We start from the raw sequence: 18,683 nt of genomic DNA, 5'->3' as shown, positions 1-18,683 counted from the left end.
CTATTGAGTCCCAAGGGGTGAGCGCCCGCCCCCGGGGTGTGAGCGTCGTGGGGGGCGGCTCACGGGTGTGATCTAACGTCCCGTTGTGGGGTCCGTGCGGACGCGTCCGCACGGACCCCTTTTCGTTCGCTTCCTTGTCTGTTTTGGATCGATTCATGTCGATCCGGATCGATCTGGGACCGCCGAAGGGGGCGCGAGCCATGACCGACCAGGACTTCCACCCGGGTCTCACGCCCGGGCATCTGGGCGCACCGGTGCTGGAACCGGAGGGCCGTCCGCCGGGTGCGCCCCGTCCGCGCTTCGATGCGCCCGATCCGCACCGACGGCGCAACGGGCTGGCCTGCGGGCTCACCGCGCTCGCGCTGATCGCGGTGTTCGGCGGGGTCGGGCTGACCGGGTACACCTGGATCCAGGCGCAGCGCAAACCCCCGGCCGCCGCCGACTTCGCCGGGCAGGGCACCGGCAGCGTGCAGGTCTCGGTGCCGGAGGGCGCCGGCCTCTCCCAGATCGCCTCCGCGCTGGTCCGCAACGGCGTGGTGGCCAGCTCGCTCGCCTTCACCCGGGCCGCGAAGGGCAGTGCGGCGGCGGCCGGGCGGATCCAGCCCGGGACGTACACGCTGAAGCAGCGGATGTCGGCCGCGGCGGCGCTGGCGGTCCTGATCGACCCGGCCAACGCCAACGGCCTGACCATCCCCGAGGGCTGGCGCGGCTACCAGATCTACGCGGCCATCGACAAGAAGCTGAACCTGCCCGCGGGCACCGCCCAGAAGACCGCCCAGGACCAGGGCGCCGAACTCGGCCTGCCGGACTTCGCCAACGGCAGCCCGGAGGGCTACCTGTTCCCGGCGACGTACAGCGTCACCGAGGGCACCACCGCCTTCGACCTGCTGAAGCAGATGGTGGACCGGGCCGGCCGGGAGTTCGGCCGGGACGACGCCACCGTGGTCGCGCAGAACCTCGGGCAGAGCGTGTACGGGCTGATCACCGTGGCCAGCATGGTCCAGGGCGAGGCCGACAACACCGAGGACATGGGCAAGGTGGCCCGGGTGATCTACAACCGGCTGGCCAAGGGCATGCCCCTGCAGCTGGACTCCACCATCAACTACGCGCTCGGCCGCTCGACCCTGAACACCTCGGTGACCGACACCAGGCTGGACTCCCCGTACAACACCTACCTGCACGCCGGACTGCCGCCGAGCCCGATCTCCAACCCCGGGCGGCAGGCGATCATGGCCGCGCTGGACCCGACGCCGGGGGACTGGCTGTACTTCGTCACCGTGAAGCCGGGGGACACCCGCTTCACCGACAGCTTCGACGTCCAGCAACGCAACGTGGCGGAGTTCAACGCCAACCGGGCGGCGGCCAAGCCGAGCGGCCCGGCGTCGGGCGCGCCATCCGAGCCGGCGGCGACGGCCCCGGGGGCCTCGGGCGGGGCCGGTGCGCCTTCCGCTCCCGGTGCGGGGACGCCGTAACGGAGTTGTGTGCCGTCGGTGAGATCGCTCACTGACGGTGCGTCCGCCCGGCCGGGGGTAAGGCTGCGGTACGGTAACGTCTCCCTCCAGGCGCTGCGCTAGCACGCCGGTTCGAGAATCAGCCGGGACCGCGTCGTCCCGGACGGCCGGTTTGATCCTCCGGTCGTCACCGTCGGTTAAGGGGATCAATGACCGATCTGGGCGGGGGCTACAACCCCCAGGGCGAGCCGTGGCACCCCGGTGATCCCGGGTACGACGGCCGGCAGCCGGTCCCCGGCCAGCAGGACGGCCAGTGGCAGCAGCAGTACCCGCAGCAGGGCCAGCAGGTCCAGCAGCAGTACGGGGACGTGCAGCAGGGGTACGCGCAGCAGCAGATGGCGCCGCAGATGCAGCAGCAGATGATGGCGCAGCAGGGCTACCAGCAGCAGGCCCCCCAGCAGCAGATGCCGCAGCAGGGCTACCCGGGCGGTCAGCAGGGCTACCAGCAGCAGATGGCGCAGCAGCAGGCGCCGGTGCAGCAGCAGGGCTACCCCCAGCAGGGGTACGTGCCGCAGCAGCCGCAACCGCAGCAGCCGATGCAGCAGGGGTACGCGCAGCAGCAGCTGCCCCAGCAGCAGGCGCCGGTGCAGCAGCAGGGTTACCAGCAGCAGGCTCCGCAGCAGGTCCAGCCCCAGCAGGTCCAGGCACAGCAGCCCCTCCAGCAGCAGCCCCCGCAGCAGCCGGCCCCCGAGCAGCAGGCTCCGCAGCGGCAGGTGCCGCGGCGCCGGGCCAAGCCGCAGCTGGCCCCGGAGCCGGTGCCGGCCTCCGGCCCCGGCCCGGACGGGATCGACTGGGAGGCCGAGGCCGCCGCACTGGAGGCCGGCGCCGACCCGGTCGGCGCCGCGCGCGAGGGCGGGACGGACGAGTGGGACGGCCACGCGGACGGCGGCCGCCACGAGGAGGACGGGTACCCCGACGAGCACGCCGAGGCCGGGGAGGCCGGCTTCCTCGGCGAGCAGGACGACTCCCGCGAGGCCCAGAAGAAGCGCAAGGAGAAGGGCAAGAAGTCGGGCCGCCGCAACGGCGGCGCCTGCCTGCTGGTCGCCGCGGTGCTGCTCGGCGCCGTCGGCGGGGCCGGCTGGTGGGGCTACGGCTTCTACCAGGACCACTTCGGCCCGGCACCGGACTTCACCGGCGAGGGCACCGGCTCCGTCCAGGTCGAGGTCAAGAAGGGCGCGGTCGGCGGGCAGATCGGCCTGGCGCTGAAGAACGCCGGCGTGGTCAAGAGCGTCGACGCGTTCAACACGGCCTGCAAGGCCGAGCCCAAGTGCGGCACCATCCAGTACGGCTTCTACGAGATGAAGAAGGAGATGCCGGCCGCGGCCGCGCTCAAGGAGCTGCTCGCCCAGGCGGGCGGCGCGGCGATCGTCGTACCGGAGGGCAAGAACTCCACCGAGATCTACACCCTCATCGACACCAAGCTGAAGCTGCCGCCGGGCACCACGGCGGGCGTCGCCAAGGCGCAGGTCAACGACCTCGGCCTGCCGGCGTACGCGAACGGCAACATCGAGGGCTTCCTCTGGCCGACCCGCTACAACGTCGCCGACGGCATGAAGCCCGAGGACCTGCTCAAGCAGATGGTGAAGAACGCCACCGAGAAGTACGCCGATCTGGACGCCCAGGCGGCCTCGGTGGGGCTGAAGACCGGCTACGAGGTGCTCATCGAGGCGAGCATCCTCCAGCGCGAGGGCAACAACCCGGAAGACTTCGCCAAGATGGCCAAGACCATCCAGAACCGGCTGGCGGCCGGCGGCGAGATCAACCACCGGCTCGGCATGGACACCACGCTCCAGTACTCGCTGGGCCGCAAGGACCTCGACAAGAAGGACATGGACGACGCGTCCAACAAGTACAACACCTACGTGAACCAGGGCCTGCCGCCCGGTCCGATCTCCAACCCCGGCGACGAGGCGCTCAACGCGACGCTGCACCCGGCGGACGGAAAGTGGCTGTACTTCATCGCGATGTCCCCGACCAAGACCCGGTTCGCCGAGACGAGCAAGGAGCACTACGCCAACGTCAAGGAGTACTGCCAGTCGGCCGGGCAGGGCTTCGACGAGGCGCGTGGCCACTGCACCACCAAGAAGTAGCCGCACCACCAGGAAGTGGCCGCGGCACCAGGAAGCAGCCGCGGCCGGACGACAGTTCGCCAGTTCGCGGAGAGAAGCGTTGACCAGCAAGCACCGGGCGGCCGTTCTCGGCTCGCCGATCGCCCACTCGCTCTCGCCGGACCTGCACCGGGCCGCCTTCGCGGCGCTCGGGCTGGACGGCTGGCGCTACGACGGCTTCGAGGTCGACGAGGCCGGGCTGCCCGGGTTCGTCGCCGCGCTGGACGAGGCCGAGTGGGCCGGGCTGTCGCTCACCATGCCGCTGAAGCGGGCGGTCATCCCGCTGCTCGACGAGGTCAGCGCGACGGCCCGCTCGGTGGACGCGGTGAACACCGTGGTGTTCACCGCCGACGGCCGGCGCACCGGGGACAACACCGACGTCCCCGGGCTGGTCAACGCGCTGCGCGAGCGCGGGATCACCGAGGTGCCCGAGGCGGCCGTCCTGGGCGCCGGGGCCACCGCCTCCTCGGCACTGGCCGCGCTCGCCCAGATCTGCACCGGCGAGGTGAAGGTCTACGTGCGCAGCGTCGAGCGGGCCCGGGAGATGGCCGAGCTGGGCGAGCGGCTGGGCGTGGCCGTCCGCACCGCCGACTGGGAGCTCGGGGCGCAGGCGCTGGCCCGGCCGCTGACGATCTCCACCACGCCGGTCGGCGCGACCGACGTCTTCGCCGAGGCGCTGCCCGCCGAGCCGGGCGCGCTGTTCGACGTGCTGTACCACCCGTGGCCGACGGCGCTGGCCGCCGCCTGCGCCGGGCGCGGGGCGACCGTCCTGGGCGGGCTGGACCTGCTGGTGCACCAGGCGGTGCTGCAGAACCAGGCCTTCACCGGGCGGACGCCCGGGCCGCTGGCGGCGATGCGCGAGGCGGGGGAGAAGGCGCTCGCCGGGCACTGAGCCCGGCCCCGGCGGACTCGGGCGGGCCCGGCCCCACGGCCGGGTGCCCGCCCGCCGTCCGGTTTCCCGGGCGGTTCCCGGCCGGATCGTGGCCGGTTGCTGTCCGTCACGCGGACTGTGCCCCCGGGTGCCGCTGGGGCATGAAAGGATTCAGGTACAAAAGGCACGCCCGGGGCGGGCCCCGGCGGTGCCGTGGTCCGGTCCGCTGATGAAGGAGCTCCGTTGGGTACGTTGCGCTGGCTGACGGCGGGGGAGTCGCACGGCCCCGCACTCGTCGCGACGCTGGAAGGCCTGCCCGCCGGTGTACCGGTCACCACCGACGTGGTGGCCGACGCGCTGGCGCGCCGCCGGCTCGGTTACGGCCGCGGGGCGCGGATGAAGTTCGAGCAGGACGAGGTGACCTTCCTCGGCGGCGTCCGGCACGGTCTGACCATGGGCAGCCCGGTCGCGATCATGGTCGGCAACACCGAGTGGCCGAAGTGGGAGCAGGTCATGTCGGCCGACCCGGTCGACCCCGAGGTCCTGGCGGGCCTGGCCCGCAACGAGGCGCTCACCCGCCCCCGGCCCGGCCACGCCGACCTGGCCGGCATGCAGAAGTACTCGATCGACGAGGCCCGGCCGATCCTGGAGCGCGCCAGCGCCCGCGAGACGGCCGCCCGGGTCGCGCTGGGCGCCGTCGCCCGCGCCTACCTCCGCGAGGTGGCCGGGATCGAGATCGTCAGCCACGTGGTCGAGCTGGCCGCCGCCAAGGCGCCGGCCGGCGTGGTGCCGCTGCCCTCGGACGAGGCCAAGCTGGACGCCGACCCGGTGCGCTGCCTGGACGCCGACGCCTCGAAGGCGATGGTCGCCGAGATCGACCAGGCCCACAAGGACGGCGACACCCTCGGCGGCGTGGTCGAGGTGCTGGCGTACGGCGTGCCGGTGGGCCTCGGCTCGCACGTGCACTGGGACCGCCGGCTGGACGCGCGGCTGGCCGCCGCGCTGATGGGCATCCAGGCGATCAAGGGCGTCGAGGTCGGCGACGGCTTCGACCTGGCCCGGGTGCCGGGCTCCCAGGCCCACGACGAGATCGTCCCGACCGCCGAGGGCGTCAAGCGCACCTCCGGCCGCTCCGGCGGCACCGAGGGCGGACTGTCCACCGGCGAGCTGCTGCGGGTGCGCGCCGCGATGAAGCCGATCGCCACCGTGCCGCGGGCGCTCCAGACCCTGGACGTGCGCACCGGCGAGCCGGCCAAGGCGCACCACCAGCGCTCGGACGTCTGCGCGGTCCCGGCCGCGGGCATCGTCGCCGAGGCGATGGTCGCGCTGGTGCTGGCGGACGCGGTGAACGAGAAGTTCGGCGGCGACAACGTCTCCGAGACCCGCCGCAACGTGCAGGGCTACCTCGACAACCTGATCATCCGATGACGAACCCCGTTGTCGTGCTGGTCGGCCCGCCCGGCAGTGGCAAGTCCACCGTCGGGCGGATGCTGGCCGAGCGCCTGGGCGTCGGCTTCCGGGACACCGACGCCGACGTCGAGGCGACGGCCGGCAAGCCCATCCCGGAGATCTTCATCGACGAGGGCGAGCCGCACTTCCGCGCGCTGGAGGCGGCCGCCGTGCGCGCGGCCGCCGAGGGGCACGACGGGGTCCTGGCGCTCGGCGGCGGCGCGGTGATGGCCGAGGCCACCCGCGCGCTGCTGCACGAGCTGCCGGTGGTCTTCCTGGAGGTCCCGCTCGCCGACGCGGTCAAGCGGGTCGGCCTGGACGCCCCGCGCCCGCTGCTGGCCGTCAACCCGCGGGCCCGCTGGCGCGAGCTGATGGACGCCCGCCGCCCCCTCTACCTGGAGGTGGCCACCGCCGTGGTCGACACCGCCGGGCGCACCCCGGAACAGGTCGCGGACGCCGTACTGGAAGCACTGGAGCTGAAGACCCCCCATGACTGACACCACCGTCAGGATCCACGTCGGCGGCAGCGCCGGCCACGACCCGTACGACGTGCTGATCGGGCACCAGCTGCTCGGTGAGCTGTCTCCGCTGATCGGGACCCGCGCCAAGCGGGTGGCGCTCATCCACCCGGAGGCGCTCGCCGCCACCGCCGACGCGATCCGCGAGGACCTGCTCGGCGAGGGCTACGAGGCCATCGTGCTCCAGGTGCCCAACGCCGAGGACGCCAAGAGCGTCGAGGTCGCCGCGTACTGCTGGTCGGTGCTCGGGCAGACCGGCTTCACCCGCAGCGACGTCATCGTCGGCCTCGGCGGCGGTGCCACCACCGACCTGGCCGGCTTCGTCGCCGCGACCTGGCTGCGCGGGGTGCGCTGGATCTCCATGCCCACCACGCTGCTCGGCATGGTCGACGCGGCCGTCGGCGGCAAGACCGGCATCAACATCGCCGAGGGCAAGAACATGGTCGGCGCCTTCCACCCGCCGGTGGGCGTGCTGGCCGACCTCGACACCCTGGAGACGGTGCCCAAGCACGACTACGTCTCCGGCCTCGCCGAGGTCATCAAGTGCGGCTTCATCGCCGACCCGGCCATCCTCGACCTGATCGAGGCCGACCCCGAGGGCGCCAAGACCCCGTCCGGCCCGCACACCGTCGAGCTGATCCGCCGCGCCATCCAGGTCAAGGCCGACGTGGTCTCCGGGGACCTCAAGGAGTCCGGCCGCCGCGAGATCCTCAACTACGGCCACACCCTCGGCCACGCCATCGAGCGCAACGAGCGGTACAAGTGGCGGCACGGCGCCGCGATCTCCATCGGCATGGTCTTCGCCGCCGAACTCGGCCGCCTGGCCGGGCGGTTGGACGACGAGACGGCCGACCGGCACCGCACCGTGCTGGCCTCGGTCGGCCTGCCGCTGAGCTACCGGGCGGACGCCTGGCCGAAGCTGCTGGACGCGATGAAGATCGACAAGAAGTCGCGCGGCGACCTGATCCGCTTCATCGTGCTGGACGGCCTCGGCAAGACCTCCGTACTGGAGGGCCCCGACCCGTCGCTGCTGGTCGCCGCGTACGCGGAGGTCTCGGCGTGACCAGGGTGATGGTGCTCAACGGCCCCAACCTGGGCCGGCTGGGCAGCCGCGAGCCGGACGTCTACGGCGCCACCTCGTACGCCGGGCTGGTCGAGCGCTGCACCGCGCTGGGCAAGGAGTTCGGCTTCGAGGTCGAGGTGCACGAGACCAACTCCGAGCAGCAGATGGTGGAGTGGCTGCACGAGGCGGCCGACGGGCAGGTGCCGGTGGTGATCAACCCCGGTGCGTTCACCCACTACTCGTACGCGATGCGGGACGCCGCGGCCCAGCGCACCGCGCCGCTGATCGAGGTGCACATCTCCAACCCGTACGCCCGGGAGACCTTCCGGCACACCTCGGTGATCGCCGCGGTGGCCTCCGGCACCATCGCCGGTTTCGGGCTCGGCTCCTACGAGCTGGCGCTGCGCGCGCTGGCCGAGCGGCTCACCACCCGCTGAGGGTACGGGCGGTGGCCCGGCGGCGGACTGTGCCCGCTGCCGGGCCGCCGTGTAGTGTCCCCGCTGAGAAGTGTCGGGAGGTGCCGTGACGCAGTACACCGGAGGCGGGCAGGTCCCGCCGCGTCCCGTCGCCCCGCCGGTGGCGCCGGGGGGCGGAACGCGGGGGACGTCGTCGGGGGCGCAGCCGCTCTCCCCGCAGCCTCCGCCGTCCCCGCCGCCGGGCCGGCCGGCGCCGGCGGCGCCCGTCACTCCCGGGCCGACCGGCCCCGGGCCCGCCGCCCACCCCGTTCCCGCCCACCCGGCCCCGGCCCCCGCGGCCGTACCCGTGCCGAGCGCGCCGCCCGTGCCCGCCGGGGGCACCGGGCACTTCGTGCTGCCGTCCGGCGCACCCGTCCAACTGCCGGCCCACCCGCCGCGGCAGCACGCGGCCACCGGGCCGATAGCCGTCCTGCTGATCGGACCGGCCGGGGCCGGCAAGACCACCGTCGCCCGCCACTGGGCCGAGCGGCGGCCCACCCCGACCGCGCACATCAGCCTGGACGACGTCCGCGAGTGGGTGCAGGCGGGCTTCGCCAACCCGCAGTCCGGCTGGAACAACGCCTCCGAGGCGCAGTACCGGCTGGCCCGCCGCACCTGCGGCTTCGCCTGCCGCAACTACCTGGCCAACGGCATCTCCTGCATCATCGACGACGCCGTCTTCCCGGACCGCCCGGCGATCGGCCTCGGCGGCTGGAAGCGGCACATCGGCCCCGGCATGATCCCGGTCGTGCTGCTGCCCAGCCTGGACTCGGTGCTGCACCGCAACGCCCGGCGCAGCGGCAACCGCCGGCTCGGGGACGAGGAGGTGGCCCGCATCCACGGGCGGATGGCCGGCTGGTACAACTCCGGGCTGCCGATCATCGACAACTCCGCCCTGGACGTCGCCGGGACGGCCGCCGAGCTGGACCGCGTCATCCTGGCCCGGCTGATGGGCGTCCCGGTCCGCTGACCCGCCGCGGCACGGGGCTGTCGGTGCCGGCTGCGATGATGGACGGGTCCAGTCGCCGAGCCCGGAGGAGCCGACGCCCGTGCCCGAAGGCCACATCATCCACCGCCTCGCCACCGAGAACCGCGAGGCCTTCGGCGGCCGCCCGGTGCGGGTCTCCAGCCCGCAGGGCCGGTTCGCCGACGAGGCCAAGGTGATCGACGGGCAGTTGCTCACCGGCGCGGAGGCCACCGGCAAGCACCTCTTCCTCGGCTTCGAGGAGGGCGCCTGGGTGCACGTCCACCTCGGCCTCTACGGCGGCTTCACCTTCGGCACCGGCCCGGCGCCCGCGCCGGTCGGGCTGGTCCGGCTGCGGCTGGAGAACGAGGACGGCTACGCCGACCTGCGCGGGCCCAACACCTGCGCGCTCGTCACGGACGACCAGAAGGCCGCCGTCGCCGCCCGGCTCGGCCCCGACCCGCTGCGCGCCGACGCCGACCCGGAGGCCGCCTGGCGCCGGATATCCGGCAGCCGGACGACCGTCGCGGCGCTGCTGATGGACCAGAAGGTGCTGGCCGGGGTGGGCAACGTCTACCGGGCCGAGGTGCTGTTCCGCCACGGCATCGACCCGCACCGGGCCGGGCGCGACCTCACCCGCCGGGAGTGGGACGCGATCTGGGCCGACCTGGTCGCCCTGATGCGCGAGGGCGTCACCGCGGGCCGGATCGACACCGTCCGCCCCGAGCACACCCCCGAGGCGATGGGCCGTCCGCCCCGGGTGGACGACCACGGCGGCGAGGTGTACGTCTACCGGCGGGCCGCCATGCCCTGCCTGGTCTGCGGCACCGACGTGCGGACGGAGGAGCACGCCGCCCGCAACCTCTTCTGGTGCCCCGCCTGCCAGGCGGCGTGACCGGCCCCGGCCGGGACGCGCAACGCCCCCGTGTCGTGGAGAGCCCTTCTGACCTGCGACGATGGACGGGTGCCCGCCGAGCGGCGGGCACCCGTCCGCACGGCCACGTGTGAACGTGGAAGGGAAGGAAGTCCCATGATCTTCATTACGGTCAAGTTCGCGGTCCGCCCCGAGCGCGCCGACGAGTGGCTCGACCTGGTCGACGGTTTCACCCAGGCCACCCGCAGCGAGCCCGGCAACCTCTTCTTCGAGTGGTCCCGCAGCGTCGACAACGCCAACGAGTTCGTCCTGGTCGAGGCGTTCCGCGACGGCGACGCCGGCAAGGAGCACGTGGAGTCCGCGCACTTCACCAAGGCCATGGACGACATGTCGTACGCCGTGGCCGCCAAGCCGCAGATCGTCTCGATCGAGATCCCCGGCATGGACGGCTGGGGCGAGATGGGCGAGATCACCCCCCGGTGACACCCGAGCGCCCCTCCGGCCGGGTGCCCAGCCCGTAGGCTGGGGCCCGGGCGGCCGGAGGGAGCAGGCGGATGGAGCGGCACGAGGTGGCCAACACCGTGTCAGGCGCCACGGTGGGCGGCCATGTGGTGCAGGCCGGGAGCATCGGGTCGGTGCACCTCCACCAGCCGCGGGAGGTGTCGACGCCGCATCAGACCCGGCCGCCACGTGAGACCTTCGTCAACCGTGAGCGCGAGATCGCCATGCTCACTGCCGCATTGCGAAGGGTCGACGAGGGTGGGCTTGCCATCGTGGCCTTCACCGGCCTGGGCGGGGTGGGAAAGACCGAGTTGGTGGTGAAGTTCGCCGAGGAGCGTGCGGCGCACTTTCCGGGTGGCGTGCTGTACGTCGATCTCAAGGCCTACCGGCACCAGGCCGGGGTGGACCTCCCGGGGGTCGTGCAGATGTTTCTGCGCGCTCTCGGGAAGGAGTCTCCGGACGAAGAAGCGGCGCGCTTCGCGGAGTTCCGTACGGCAACCGCCGAGAAGCGGTGTCTGATCTTCCTGGACAATGCCGAGCACGCCGCCGAGGTCCGCGCCCTGCTCCCGTCGGCGGGACTGGTGGTGGCCGCGAGCCGGGAACGACGGCTGGGCGCGCTTCGCATGGACGGTGCCGTGGTGCAGCAGCTGGACCGGCTCAGTGCGGCGGCCGGTGCGGCGCTGGTGCGTGGCTGGCTGGGGCCCGAGCGGGGCGCCGACGGAGAGATCGCGGCGCTGGTGGAGCGTTGTGAGGGACTACCGCTCGCCCTGAACGCGGTCGGGGGCCAGCTGTTGGGCCGTTCGCGCCTCAAGGTGGGCCAGGTGGTGGCCGAACTGAGGGACCAGGAGCGCAGGTTGGCTGTGCTGGACAACGACGAGGGAAATCTCCGGCGGACCTACGACCCGGTGTATGAACGGCTCTCGCCACAGGCTCGTGTGCTGTACCACCTGATCGGAGTGCACCCCGGTCCCCACGTGTCGGCTGAACTCGCGGCTGCGGTGGGCGTCGAGCAGGCGGCGGAGGCCCTGGACGAGTTGTACCTCGTGCACCTGTTGGACGAGGTGGTGGACGACGGTCCAGGGGATCGCTACCAGGCCCATGACGTGGTGCGGACGCATGCCTACGCCTGTGCCCGTGAACTACCGTGCCAGGAGGAGCTCCTGGAACGTGATGTGGCGTACTTCCGGGGCCGTGCGTCGCTCGCCGATCGAACGATGGGCAGGGAGAGACTCCGCTTGCAGGACCCGAGCGGTGACGACCTGCCCGGCTTCGACTCCGAGACCGCCGCCATGCGGTGGCTGCACGCCGAACGCGCCAATCTGCGGGCGGCGGTGGAGACGGCATCCAAAAAGGGGTGGCACGGCGAGGTGTGGCGGCTCTGCGAGTCGCTCTGGCCGCTGTACCACGGCCGCAAGCTCTACGACGACTGGATCGCCACCCACCGGCTCGGCATCGAGTCGGCCCAGTGGGACAACCAGCCGGCCGCCGTGGTCAAGATGCGCAACCAGCTCGCCCGCGCCCACCAGGAGCGCAAGGAGTACCGGCTCGCCGCCGAGCAGCTGGCGCTCGCCACGGAGCTGGTCCCGCTGCTGACGAACCGCCGGGTGGTCGGGGTGCTCTACGAGACCGACGGCCTGCTCTGCCTGGCCGACGGCCGCCCGGGCGACGCGGTGGAGCGCTTCACCCTGGCCCTGGCGGAGAACCGGGGCGACGACCACGGCGAGATCGTCCAGAGCTACAACCTGGCGCAGGCGCTGATCGCCGACGGCCGTCCGGAGGAGGCGCTGACCCTGCTGGCCGAGGCCACCGCCCGGGCCGGGCGGACGCGGGACAACGACATGCTGATGAAGCTGCCGCTGGTCCGGGCCCGGGCCCACCGGGCCCTCGGGCAGCTGGACCTCGCCGTTGCCCACGCGGACGACTGCGCCCGGCAGGCCAAGGAGCGGAACCAGTACGCGAAGGAGGCGCAGGCCCACACCCTGCTCGTCACCCTCGCCGAGGAGCTGGACGACGCGGAGCTGGCGGAGCGCAGCCGCGAGCGGCTGCGGCAGCTGGCGGGCTGAGGGGCGGTCCGGGCCGAGGGGCGGTCCGTAGCGGGCGGGCGGGGTCAGGGCCCGGTACGGAAGGACACCCGGGTGCGGTCCCCGCCGGTGCGGACGGTGAGTCCGTGCTCGGGGAGGCCGGCCGGGTCGCCGCCGTCGGCGAGCCAGCAGGCCACGGCGGAGCCGAGCAGCAGCGGGTCGACGGCGGGGTCGGGGCGGCCCCAGTCCGGTTCGGCGCGGGCCTCCAGCAGCCGGCCACCGTGCAGCCGGAGCAGGTGGCGGGCCGGGCCGAGGGCGGCCACCGCGACGGCGAGGCCGGGCAGTTCGGCGGCGGTGTCGGCGAGCCAGCGGGTGGCGGGGCGTTCGGCGTGCGCCTCGGTGCGGGCGATCACCTCGGCCGTGTAGCGCAGGGCGTCGCCCGGGTGCTCGTCGGTGAGGGCGTGGAAGCCGCGCGGGGTGTGGTCGTCCGGGTGGAAGGGGTAGCGCCGCAGGCTCACCTCGGTCCCCTCGGTGCTGCCTTCGACGTCGTACGCGGTGGGCCACTCGGCGGCCCCGGGGCAGGGGACGGGCCTGGGGTAGGGCGGCAGGGCCGGTTCGTCCCCGGGTTCGTCCAGGCCGTCCAGGAAGGAGTAGAGCAGCGGGCGCAGCAGCCGGGCGGATTCGCCGCGGTGGGCGAGCGAGCGGTCGGTGATCTCGCGCAGGCCGGCCGGGGCCTCGGCGAGGGCCCGTTCGAGCTGGGCGGCGAGGTCCCCGTCCGGGTCGAGGACGGGGGCGGCCTGGCCGAAGGCGTAGCTGGGGGAGCGCGGGTCGAGTTCGGCGGCGCCGGTGGCGACGAGCATGGTGCGGTGTTCCAGGGCGGCGCCGTAGACGGTAACCGAGCCGTGGTCGCCGATCACGCAGTCGGCGGCGACGAGCGCGGCCTGCCAGCCCTGGTGGGGCGGGATCAGGCGCAGGCCCATCCGGCGGGCGTCGTCGAGCAGCGCCCCGGGGGCGTGGCGGCTCCACACGTTGGGGTGCAGGACGACGGCCACCGTGTACTCGTCGGCGGGCAGTTGGCGGACGAGCCGCCGGGGCAGGTCGGGGTGGCGGCCGAATAACGAGTGCTCGCTCCAGGTGGAGCTGACGACGACGAGCCGTCGGCCGCCGACGGCGCCGAGCGCGGCGCGGTAGCCGTCCCGGGAGCGCCGGCTGGCGAGCATCCGGTCGAAGCACGGGTCGCCGACCACCCGGGCGACGTCCAGGGCCTCGGGGCAGGAGGTCCGCAGCCGGTCCAGCTGTTCGGGGTGGGAGAGCCCGAGGACGTCCACGAACACCCGCCCGCGGTGGGTGAGTTCGTTGCGGGACAGGCCGGCGGCGCTGACCGTGTCGCCGGTGGACTCGGCGACCAGGCGGTTGTAGCCGGCGCCGTGCGGCAGGACGACGAGGCGGGCGTCCAGGCGGTGCATGGAGGAGTGGACGGCGCAGGCGACGGCCAGGTCGAAGCGGTGGCGGACGGCGTCGTCCCAGTCCAGCACGGTGAAGCCGGACAGGCCGTGCAGGTACTCGTCCAGGGCGCGGTCGGCGAAGACGGAACCGGGGTTGACGGTGAAGTACCACTCGATGCCGTGCGGGCTCAGCAGGGAGAGGACGTCCAGCACCCGGGTGGCCGAGGTGAGGGTGCGGGCGACCGCCAGCACGCGGGCCTTGACCGGGTCGGTGTTCCAGCGGTCGGCGGGCCAGGCATGGGGGTGGGACGGCACATCATGATCGTACTGGCCGGGGCCGTTCGCGGCGCGCCTTCCCGATCGGGAGTCAGCGGCCCGGGCGGGAGTCGGCGGACCGGGCGGGTGTCGGCGGACCGGGCAGGCGTCGGCGGGAGGGGTCAGCCCACTGCCGCGCTGGGCTCGTGGTGCTCGGCGGCGGCGCACTCGTCGAGGAGGGGGCGCATGGCCTCGTCCACGAGCCGGTAGCGCACCACTCGTCCGTCCCGGTCGCCGGTGACCACGCCGGCCGTGCGGAGCAGCCGCAGGGCCTGGGAGACGGCGGGGTCGCGCATGCCGGTGGCCACCGCGAGGTCGCTGACGGCGAGCGGGCCGGCCCGGTGGAGGGCGAGCAGCAGGGCGAGCCGTCCGGGGTCGGCGAGCAGGGAGAACCGCTCGGCCCAGGACCGGACGTGCGCGGGGTCGCCGATCGCGGCGATGGCCTCGCAGACCCGGTGCCCGTCGATGGTGCGGTGGCCCGCGCGGTCGGCCGGTACGAGATGCATGCGGACATTCTTGCAGGCGGCCGCCTGTGATCCTGGACACCTGCGCAGGTGCGCAGCCTTGCACGGGTCGGGGCGCGGCCCCTACGGTGTTCCCCGCCGTGGTGCTCGGGAAGACCGGTGACGGACCCTCAGGGGTCCCAGCCCGGAGCGGCCCTCGCCACTGTGATCGGGTCGTTCCTCCGCCTGCGGAGGAACGTCGTCCGTGCCCACGGAGCCACTGGGTGCCTCGCGCACCTGGGAAGGCGGGCACGGGTATCCCGTCAGCCAGGAGACCGGCCACGGCATCTCACGAGGTTTTCCACGAGGTGCTGGAGCGTGATCCGCAGATGACCCTGCCCGAAACCGTTGCCGCCGGCGCGAAGCCGGCCCCTTCCGTGCTGCCCAGCTTCAGATGGCGGCGCGAGGACACCGTCCGTACGGCCGGGCTGATGGCGGTGATCGTGGCCATGCACGTGGTGGCCTTCGGCACGCTGATCTTCCTGGTCGCGCCCGAGCGGTACGCGGTCGGTACCCAGGTCTTCGGGGTGGGCCTCGGCATCACCGCGTACACCCTCGGGATGCGGCACGCCTTCGACGCCGACCACATCGCGGTGATCGACAACACCACCCGCAAGCTGATGGCGGACGGCAAGCGGCCGGTCTCGGTGGGCTTCTGGTTCGCCCTCGGGCACTCCTCGATGGTGGTGCTGATGGCCGCCCTGGTGGCGGGCGGCGCGCAGCTGGCGAACACGCTGATGGACGACGAGTCGGCCACCCACAAGTGGCTGGGCGTGATCGGGACGACCACCTCCGGCGTGTTCCTCTACCTGATCGGTGCGCTCAACCTGGCGGCGCTGCTCGGCATCCTCAGGGTGTTCCGCTCGATGCGGGCCGGGAAGTTCGACGAGAAGGAGCTGGAGGCGCACCTCGACTCGCGCGGCTTCATGGCCCGGGTGCTGAACCGGGCGACCCGTTCGATCACCCGGCCGGGGCAGATGTTCCCGGTGGGCATGGTGCTGGGCCTGGGCTTCGACACCGCGACCGAGGTCACCCTGATGGTGATGGCCGGCTCGGGCGCGGCCTCCGGGCTGCCCTGGTACGCGATCGTCTGCCTGCCGCTGCTGTTCGCGGCGGGGATGAGCCTGTTCGACACCCTGGACGGGACGTTCATGAACTTCGCGTACCAGTGGGCCTTCGCCAACCCGGTCCGGAAGGTGTACTACAACCTGACCATCACGGGTCTGTCGATCGCGGTGGCCTTCATCATCGGCACCATCGAGCTGGTCGGGGTGCTGCACGAGAAGCTCGACCTGACCGACCCGGTCACCGGGTTCGTCGCGGACATCTCGCTGGACAACGTGGGCTACGCCATCGCCGGGCTGTTCGTGGTGGTCTGGGCGATCGCGATCGGGTACTGGAAGCTCGCCCGGGTCGAGCAGCGCTGGACGCCCGAGGGCTCCTGAGCCGAGCGGCCCGGCCACCCACGGCGCCTCCCCGAGTCCGGGGAGGCGCCGTTCGCGTGTCCGGGGTCAGCGCTCCTCGCGGAAGTCGACGTGCCGGCCCGCGGCCGGGTCGTACTTGCGCAGGACCATCCGGTCCGGGTCGTTGCGGCGGTTCTTGCGGGTCACGTAGGTGAAGCCGGTGCCGGCGGTGGAGCGGAGCCTGATCACCGGGCGCAGTTCGCTGCGGGCCATGGGACGTCCTCCTGGGGTCTGGGGGTCGGGGTCTCGGGGTCCGGTCCGAGGGGTTGGCTCGAACCGTACATCGAAATGGAAGTCATTTTCATCTGGTGTAACGTGAGCCCGGTCCTGCCCATTCCCGGATGCCAGGGAGCACCCATGTCCGCCCGCTGCCAACTCACCGGCCGCCGGCCCGGCTTCGGCAACGCGATCTCGCACTCGCACCGCCGCACCGGCCGCCGCTTCGACCCCAACATCCAGCGCAAGCGCTACTGGCTGCCCGGCGAGGGCCGGTACGTCCGGCTGGCGCTGAGCGCCAAGGGCATCCGCACCGTCGACGCGATCGGCGTCGAGGCCGCCGTCGCCCGCATCCGCGCCCGGGGGGAGAAGGTCTGATGGCCAAGCAGAGCAAGATCGCCAAGAACGAGCGGCGGCGCGCCGTCGTCGCCCGCTACGCCGAGCGCCGGGCCGAGCTCAAGCGGACCATCGCCCACCCCGGCACCGGCCCCGCCGGGCGCGCCGCCGCCCAGGCCGAACTCGCCCGCCAGCCGCGCGACGCCAGCGCCACCCGGGTCCGCAACCGGGACGCCGTGGACGGCCGGCCCCGCGGCTACCTGCGGGCCTTCGGCCTCTCCCGGGTCAACCTGCGCGCCCACGCCCACGCCGGGCACCTGCCCGGCGTCCGCAAGGCGAGCTGGTGAGCGCCGTGGACGGGACCAGGCTGCCGGTGGTGGTCGTCGCCGGCCTGCACGCGGAGCAGCGCCGGGCCGCCGTCGAGGAACTGGCGGCGGCCGCGGTGGACGCCGTGGTCCTGCACCACGACCTGCGGGACGCCGCGCTCGGCACCGTCCGCCGCGAGCTGCGCGACGCCGCCGGGGCCTTCGACGCGGCCGACGTCCCGCTGGCGAACGACTGCCCGTGCTGCGCCCTGCGCGAGGACCTGCTGCCCCGGCTGCTGGAGATCGCCGACGGCGGCCGGTACGGACTGGCGATCGTCGAACTGTGGGGCGGCAGCGACCCGCACCCCGCGGTCGAGGTGATCGCCGGGGGAGAGGTGGACGGGCGGCCGCTCGACGACGCCGTCGAACTGGCGGGCGTGGTCACCGCCGTCGACCCGGACCGGCTGGTCGGCGAGCTCTCCGTCCCCGACGACCTGGCGGAGCACGGCGAGCAGACCGCCTCGCGCGACGACCGGACCCGCGCCGAGGCGCTCGCCCACCAGATCGAGTACGCCGGCACGCTCGCCGTGCCGCGCGCCGCGGCGCACGCGCCGGGGCTCGCCCTCCTGCGCCAGCTGCACGCCACCGCCCGGACCGTCCGGCTCGGCACCGGCGCGTTCACCCGGGCCGCGCTCGGCGGCTTCGACGTGGCCGCCGCCCGCGACCGGGTCAACCCGGCGCTCGCGCTGCTGCCGCAGGAACGGGACGAGGCGGGCGTCGCCACCCTGCTGTGGGAGCGCCGCCGACCGCTCCACCCCGAGCGGCTGCACCGGGCGCTGGAACTGCTCGTCCCGGCGGCGCAGCGCAGCCGCGGCCGGTTCTGGCTGGCCAACCGGCCCGACCTGATACTCGCCTGGGACGCCGCCGGGGCGAACCTCGCGGTCGAGGAGTGCGGGCCCTGGCTCACCTCCCTGCCCGACGCGGCCTGGGAGCTCTACCCGCCCGCGCGCCGGGCCGCCGCCGCCCTCGACTGGCACCCCCGGCACGGCGACCGGGTGCAGCAGCTCAGCTTCACCGCCGAGGGGCTGGACGTCGACGGCATCACCGACCTGCTCGACTCCTGCCTGCTCACCGACGCCGAACTCGCCGCCGGCGAACCCGGCTGGAAGGCCCTGCCGGACGCCTTCCAGGACCTGCTCGACCCCGTCCACTGAAGGAGCGCCCTCCCGTGCGCAAACGATCCGCCCCGCCGAAGCCCCGGCCCAACCCGCTGCTCGCGGCGGGCATCGAGTACATCGACTACAAGGACACCGACCTGCTGCGCCGCTTCGTCTCCGACCGCGGCAAGATCCGCGGTCGCCGGGTCACCCGGCTCACCGCCGAGCAGCAGCGGGCGGTGGCCCGGGCGATCAAGAACGCCCGGGAGACGGCCCTCCTGCCGTACGCCTCGGGCGCCACCCGCTAGCGCCGCCCGACGACGCGTTCGACCACACCACCCGAGAAGGAGCCCGCGATGGCCGTACCCAAGCGCAAGACCTCCCGCAGCAACACCCGGCACCGCCGGGCCCAGTGGCGGGCGACGCCCCCGAAGCTGGTCGCGATCACCCTGAACGGCCGGGAGATGCTCGTCCCGCAGAACCTCGTCCCGGCGTACCGGCGGGGTCTGCTCGACCCGGACGGGCAGTAGGCGCGACGGGAGGAAGCCGGACCTGCCCGAAACCCCCCTGCGGGACGCCGCGGTGGACCGGCTGAGGCAGTCCCGCAC

The 18,683-nt window shown here is 73.5% G+C and carries 20 protein-coding genes and 1 riboswitch; of the genes, 17 read left to right on the top strand and 3 right to left on the bottom strand.

The window, feature by feature from the left end; all coding sequences use genetic code 11:
* Positions 1 to 200 precede the first annotated feature (200 nt).
* From mltG (ACWDCZ_RS33235) to ACWDCZ_RS33185, 11 genes are all read left to right on the top strand, one after another.
* Positions 201 to 1,472: an endolytic transglycosylase MltG gene (gene mltG / locus ACWDCZ_RS33235; protein ID WP_449817779.1), complete on the top strand. Its 1,272-nt coding sequence runs from the start codon at positions 201 to 203 to the stop codon at positions 1,470 to 1,472.
* Between the two features lie 188 nt (positions 1,473 to 1,660).
* Positions 1,661 to 3,601, top strand: coding sequence for an endolytic transglycosylase MltG (gene mltG / locus ACWDCZ_RS33230; protein ID WP_449817778.1), 1,941 nt, complete (start codon positions 1,661 to 1,663; stop codon positions 3,599 to 3,601).
* Between the two features lie 79 nt (positions 3,602 to 3,680).
* Complete coding sequence (locus ACWDCZ_RS33225) at positions 3,681 to 4,511, top strand: shikimate dehydrogenase (protein WP_449817777.1); 831 nt, start codon at positions 3,681 to 3,683, stop codon at positions 4,509 to 4,511.
* A 222-nt stretch (positions 4,512 to 4,733) separates the two neighbouring features.
* The gene (aroC, locus tag ACWDCZ_RS33220; RefSeq protein ID WP_117487152.1) at positions 4,734 to 5,918 is read left to right on the top strand and encodes a chorismate synthase; all 1,185 of its coding nucleotides are present in this window, start codon (positions 4,734 to 4,736) and stop codon (positions 5,916 to 5,918) included.
* Positions 5,915 to 6,436, top strand: a complete 522-nt coding sequence (locus tag ACWDCZ_RS33215) for a shikimate kinase (protein WP_117487151.1) — start codon at positions 5,915 to 5,917, stop codon at positions 6,434 to 6,436. The genes aroC and ACWDCZ_RS33215 overlap by 4 nt, the downstream gene beginning before the upstream one ends.
* Positions 6,429 to 7,520 (top strand): 3-dehydroquinate synthase, encoded by a 1,092-nt coding sequence (gene aroB / locus ACWDCZ_RS33210; RefSeq protein ID WP_049653979.1) that lies wholly within the window; start codon positions 6,429 to 6,431, stop codon positions 7,518 to 7,520. Before ACWDCZ_RS33215 ends, aroB begins: the two co-directional genes overlap by 8 nt.
* A gap of 8 nt (positions 7,521 to 7,528) precedes the next feature.
* Positions 7,529 to 7,957, top strand: a complete 429-nt coding sequence (aroQ, locus tag ACWDCZ_RS33205; RefSeq protein WP_049653999.1) for a type II 3-dehydroquinate dehydratase — start codon at positions 7,529 to 7,531, stop codon at positions 7,955 to 7,957.
* Positions 7,958 to 8,042: 85 nt separating this feature from the next.
* The gene (locus ACWDCZ_RS33200) at positions 8,043 to 8,945 is read left to right on the top strand and encodes an AAA family ATPase (protein ID WP_387822951.1); all 903 of its coding nucleotides are present in this window, start codon (positions 8,043 to 8,045) and stop codon (positions 8,943 to 8,945) included.
* A gap of 79 nt (positions 8,946 to 9,024) precedes the next feature.
* Positions 9,025 to 9,834: an Fpg/Nei family DNA glycosylase gene (locus tag ACWDCZ_RS33195; RefSeq protein ID WP_049656544.1), complete on the top strand. Its 810-nt coding sequence runs from the start codon at positions 9,025 to 9,027 to the stop codon at positions 9,832 to 9,834.
* Positions 9,835 to 9,969: 135 nt separating this feature from the next.
* Complete coding sequence (locus ACWDCZ_RS33190) at positions 9,970 to 10,296, top strand: putative quinol monooxygenase (protein ID WP_049656546.1); 327 nt, start codon at positions 9,970 to 9,972, stop codon at positions 10,294 to 10,296.
* 71 nt (positions 10,297 to 10,367) lie between these two features.
* The gene (locus ACWDCZ_RS33185; protein WP_449817776.1) at positions 10,368 to 12,377 is read left to right on the top strand and encodes an AAA family ATPase; all 2,010 of its coding nucleotides are present in this window, start codon (positions 10,368 to 10,370) and stop codon (positions 12,375 to 12,377) included.
* Positions 12,378 to 12,421: 44 nt separating this feature from the next.
* Here ACWDCZ_RS33185 and ACWDCZ_RS33180 read toward each other — a convergent pair whose 3' ends face one another.
* Together ACWDCZ_RS33180 and ACWDCZ_RS33175 are read right to left on the bottom strand one after the other, a co-directional pair.
* Complete coding sequence (locus ACWDCZ_RS33180; RefSeq protein WP_449817775.1) at positions 12,422 to 14,095, bottom strand: hypothetical protein; 1,674 nt, start codon at positions 14,093 to 14,095, stop codon at positions 12,422 to 12,424.
* Between the two features lie 122 nt (positions 14,096 to 14,217).
* A complete protein-coding gene (locus ACWDCZ_RS33175; protein ID WP_049656554.1) occupies positions 14,218 to 14,601 on the bottom strand; it encodes an ArsR/SmtB family transcription factor in 384 nt (127 codons plus the stop codon).
* 82 nt (positions 14,602 to 14,683) lie between these two features.
* Positions 14,684 to 14,896, top strand: a riboswitch (cobalamin riboswitch).
* Between the two features lie 31 nt (positions 14,897 to 14,927).
* Between ACWDCZ_RS33175 and ACWDCZ_RS33170 the strand changes: the two genes are divergently transcribed.
* Positions 14,928 to 16,043 carry a Nickel transporter NicT gene (locus ACWDCZ_RS33170; RefSeq protein ID WP_049656561.1) on the top strand — a complete coding sequence of 372 codons (1,116 nt, stop codon included), beginning with the start codon at positions 14,928 to 14,930 and terminating at the stop codon, positions 16,041 to 16,043.
* Between the two features lie 66 nt (positions 16,044 to 16,109).
* On the opposite strand, the gene rpmG is transcribed toward ACWDCZ_RS33170, so the two are convergent.
* Complete coding sequence (gene rpmG, locus ACWDCZ_RS33165; RefSeq protein ID WP_049656556.1) at positions 16,110 to 16,274, bottom strand: 50S ribosomal protein L33; 165 nt, start codon at positions 16,272 to 16,274, stop codon at positions 16,110 to 16,112.
* A gap of 144 nt (positions 16,275 to 16,418) precedes the next feature.
* Between rpmG and rpmB the strand changes: the two genes are divergently transcribed.
* From rpmB to rpmF, 5 genes are read left to right on the top strand one after another with little or no spacing between them, the layout of a single operon-like run.
* Complete coding sequence (rpmB, locus tag ACWDCZ_RS33160; RefSeq protein ID WP_049656558.1) at positions 16,419 to 16,655, top strand: 50S ribosomal protein L28; 237 nt, start codon at positions 16,419 to 16,421, stop codon at positions 16,653 to 16,655.
* A complete protein-coding gene (rpsN, locus tag ACWDCZ_RS33155) occupies positions 16,655 to 16,960 on the top strand; it encodes a 30S ribosomal protein S14 (protein ID WP_449817774.1) in 306 nt (101 codons plus the stop codon). Before rpmB ends, rpsN begins: the two co-directional genes overlap by 1 nt.
* A gap of 5 nt (positions 16,961 to 16,965) precedes the next feature.
* A complete protein-coding gene (locus ACWDCZ_RS33150) occupies positions 16,966 to 18,132 on the top strand; it encodes a CobW family GTP-binding protein (protein ID WP_449817780.1) in 1,167 nt (388 codons plus the stop codon).
* A 14-nt stretch (positions 18,133 to 18,146) separates the two neighbouring features.
* A complete protein-coding gene (gene rpsR / locus ACWDCZ_RS33145; RefSeq protein ID WP_049661328.1) occupies positions 18,147 to 18,383 on the top strand; it encodes a 30S ribosomal protein S18 in 237 nt (78 codons plus the stop codon).
* A 48-nt stretch (positions 18,384 to 18,431) separates the two neighbouring features.
* Complete coding sequence (rpmF, locus tag ACWDCZ_RS33140) at positions 18,432 to 18,605, top strand: 50S ribosomal protein L32 (protein WP_049661326.1); 174 nt, start codon at positions 18,432 to 18,434, stop codon at positions 18,603 to 18,605.
* Positions 18,606 to 18,683 lie beyond the last annotated feature (78 nt).

The organism is Kitasatospora sp. NPDC001225, assembly GCF_053597855.1.
This window is presented reverse-complemented; position numbering and strand designations above follow the sequence as displayed.

Coding starts and splice junctions, on each gene's coding strand:
- mltG (WP_449817779.1), top strand. CDS start 201: ATGACCGACCAGGACTTCCACCCGGGTCTCACGCCCGGGCATCTGGGC.
- rpmG (WP_049656556.1), bottom strand. CDS start 16,274: ATGGCCCGCAGCGAACTGCGCCCGGTGATCAGGCTCCGCTCCACCGCC.
- rpsN (WP_449817774.1), top strand. CDS start 16,655: ATGGCCAAGCAGAGCAAGATCGCCAAGAACGAGCGGCGGCGCGCCGTC.
- ACWDCZ_RS33215 (WP_117487151.1), top strand. CDS start 5,915: ATGACGAACCCCGTTGTCGTGCTGGTCGGCCCGCCCGGCAGTGGCAAG.
- aroB (WP_049653979.1), top strand. CDS start 6,429: ATGACTGACACCACCGTCAGGATCCACGTCGGCGGCAGCGCCGGCCAC.
- ACWDCZ_RS33190 (WP_049656546.1), top strand. CDS start 9,970: ATGATCTTCATTACGGTCAAGTTCGCGGTCCGCCCCGAGCGCGCCGAC.
- ACWDCZ_RS33175 (WP_049656554.1), bottom strand. CDS start 14,601: ATGCATCTCGTACCGGCCGACCGCGCGGGCCACCGCACCATCGACGGG.
- rpmF (WP_049661326.1), top strand. CDS start 18,432: ATGGCCGTACCCAAGCGCAAGACCTCCCGCAGCAACACCCGGCACCGC.
- mltG (WP_449817778.1), top strand. CDS start 1,661: ATGACCGATCTGGGCGGGGGCTACAACCCCCAGGGCGAGCCGTGGCAC.
- aroQ (WP_049653999.1), top strand. CDS start 7,529: ATGGTGCTCAACGGCCCCAACCTGGGCCGGCTGGGCAGCCGCGAGCCG.
- ACWDCZ_RS33170 (WP_049656561.1), top strand. CDS start 14,928: ATGACCCTGCCCGAAACCGTTGCCGCCGGCGCGAAGCCGGCCCCTTCC.
- ACWDCZ_RS33185 (WP_449817776.1), top strand. CDS start 10,368: ATGGAGCGGCACGAGGTGGCCAACACCGTGTCAGGCGCCACGGTGGGC.
- rpmB (WP_049656558.1), top strand. CDS start 16,419: ATGTCCGCCCGCTGCCAACTCACCGGCCGCCGGCCCGGCTTCGGCAAC.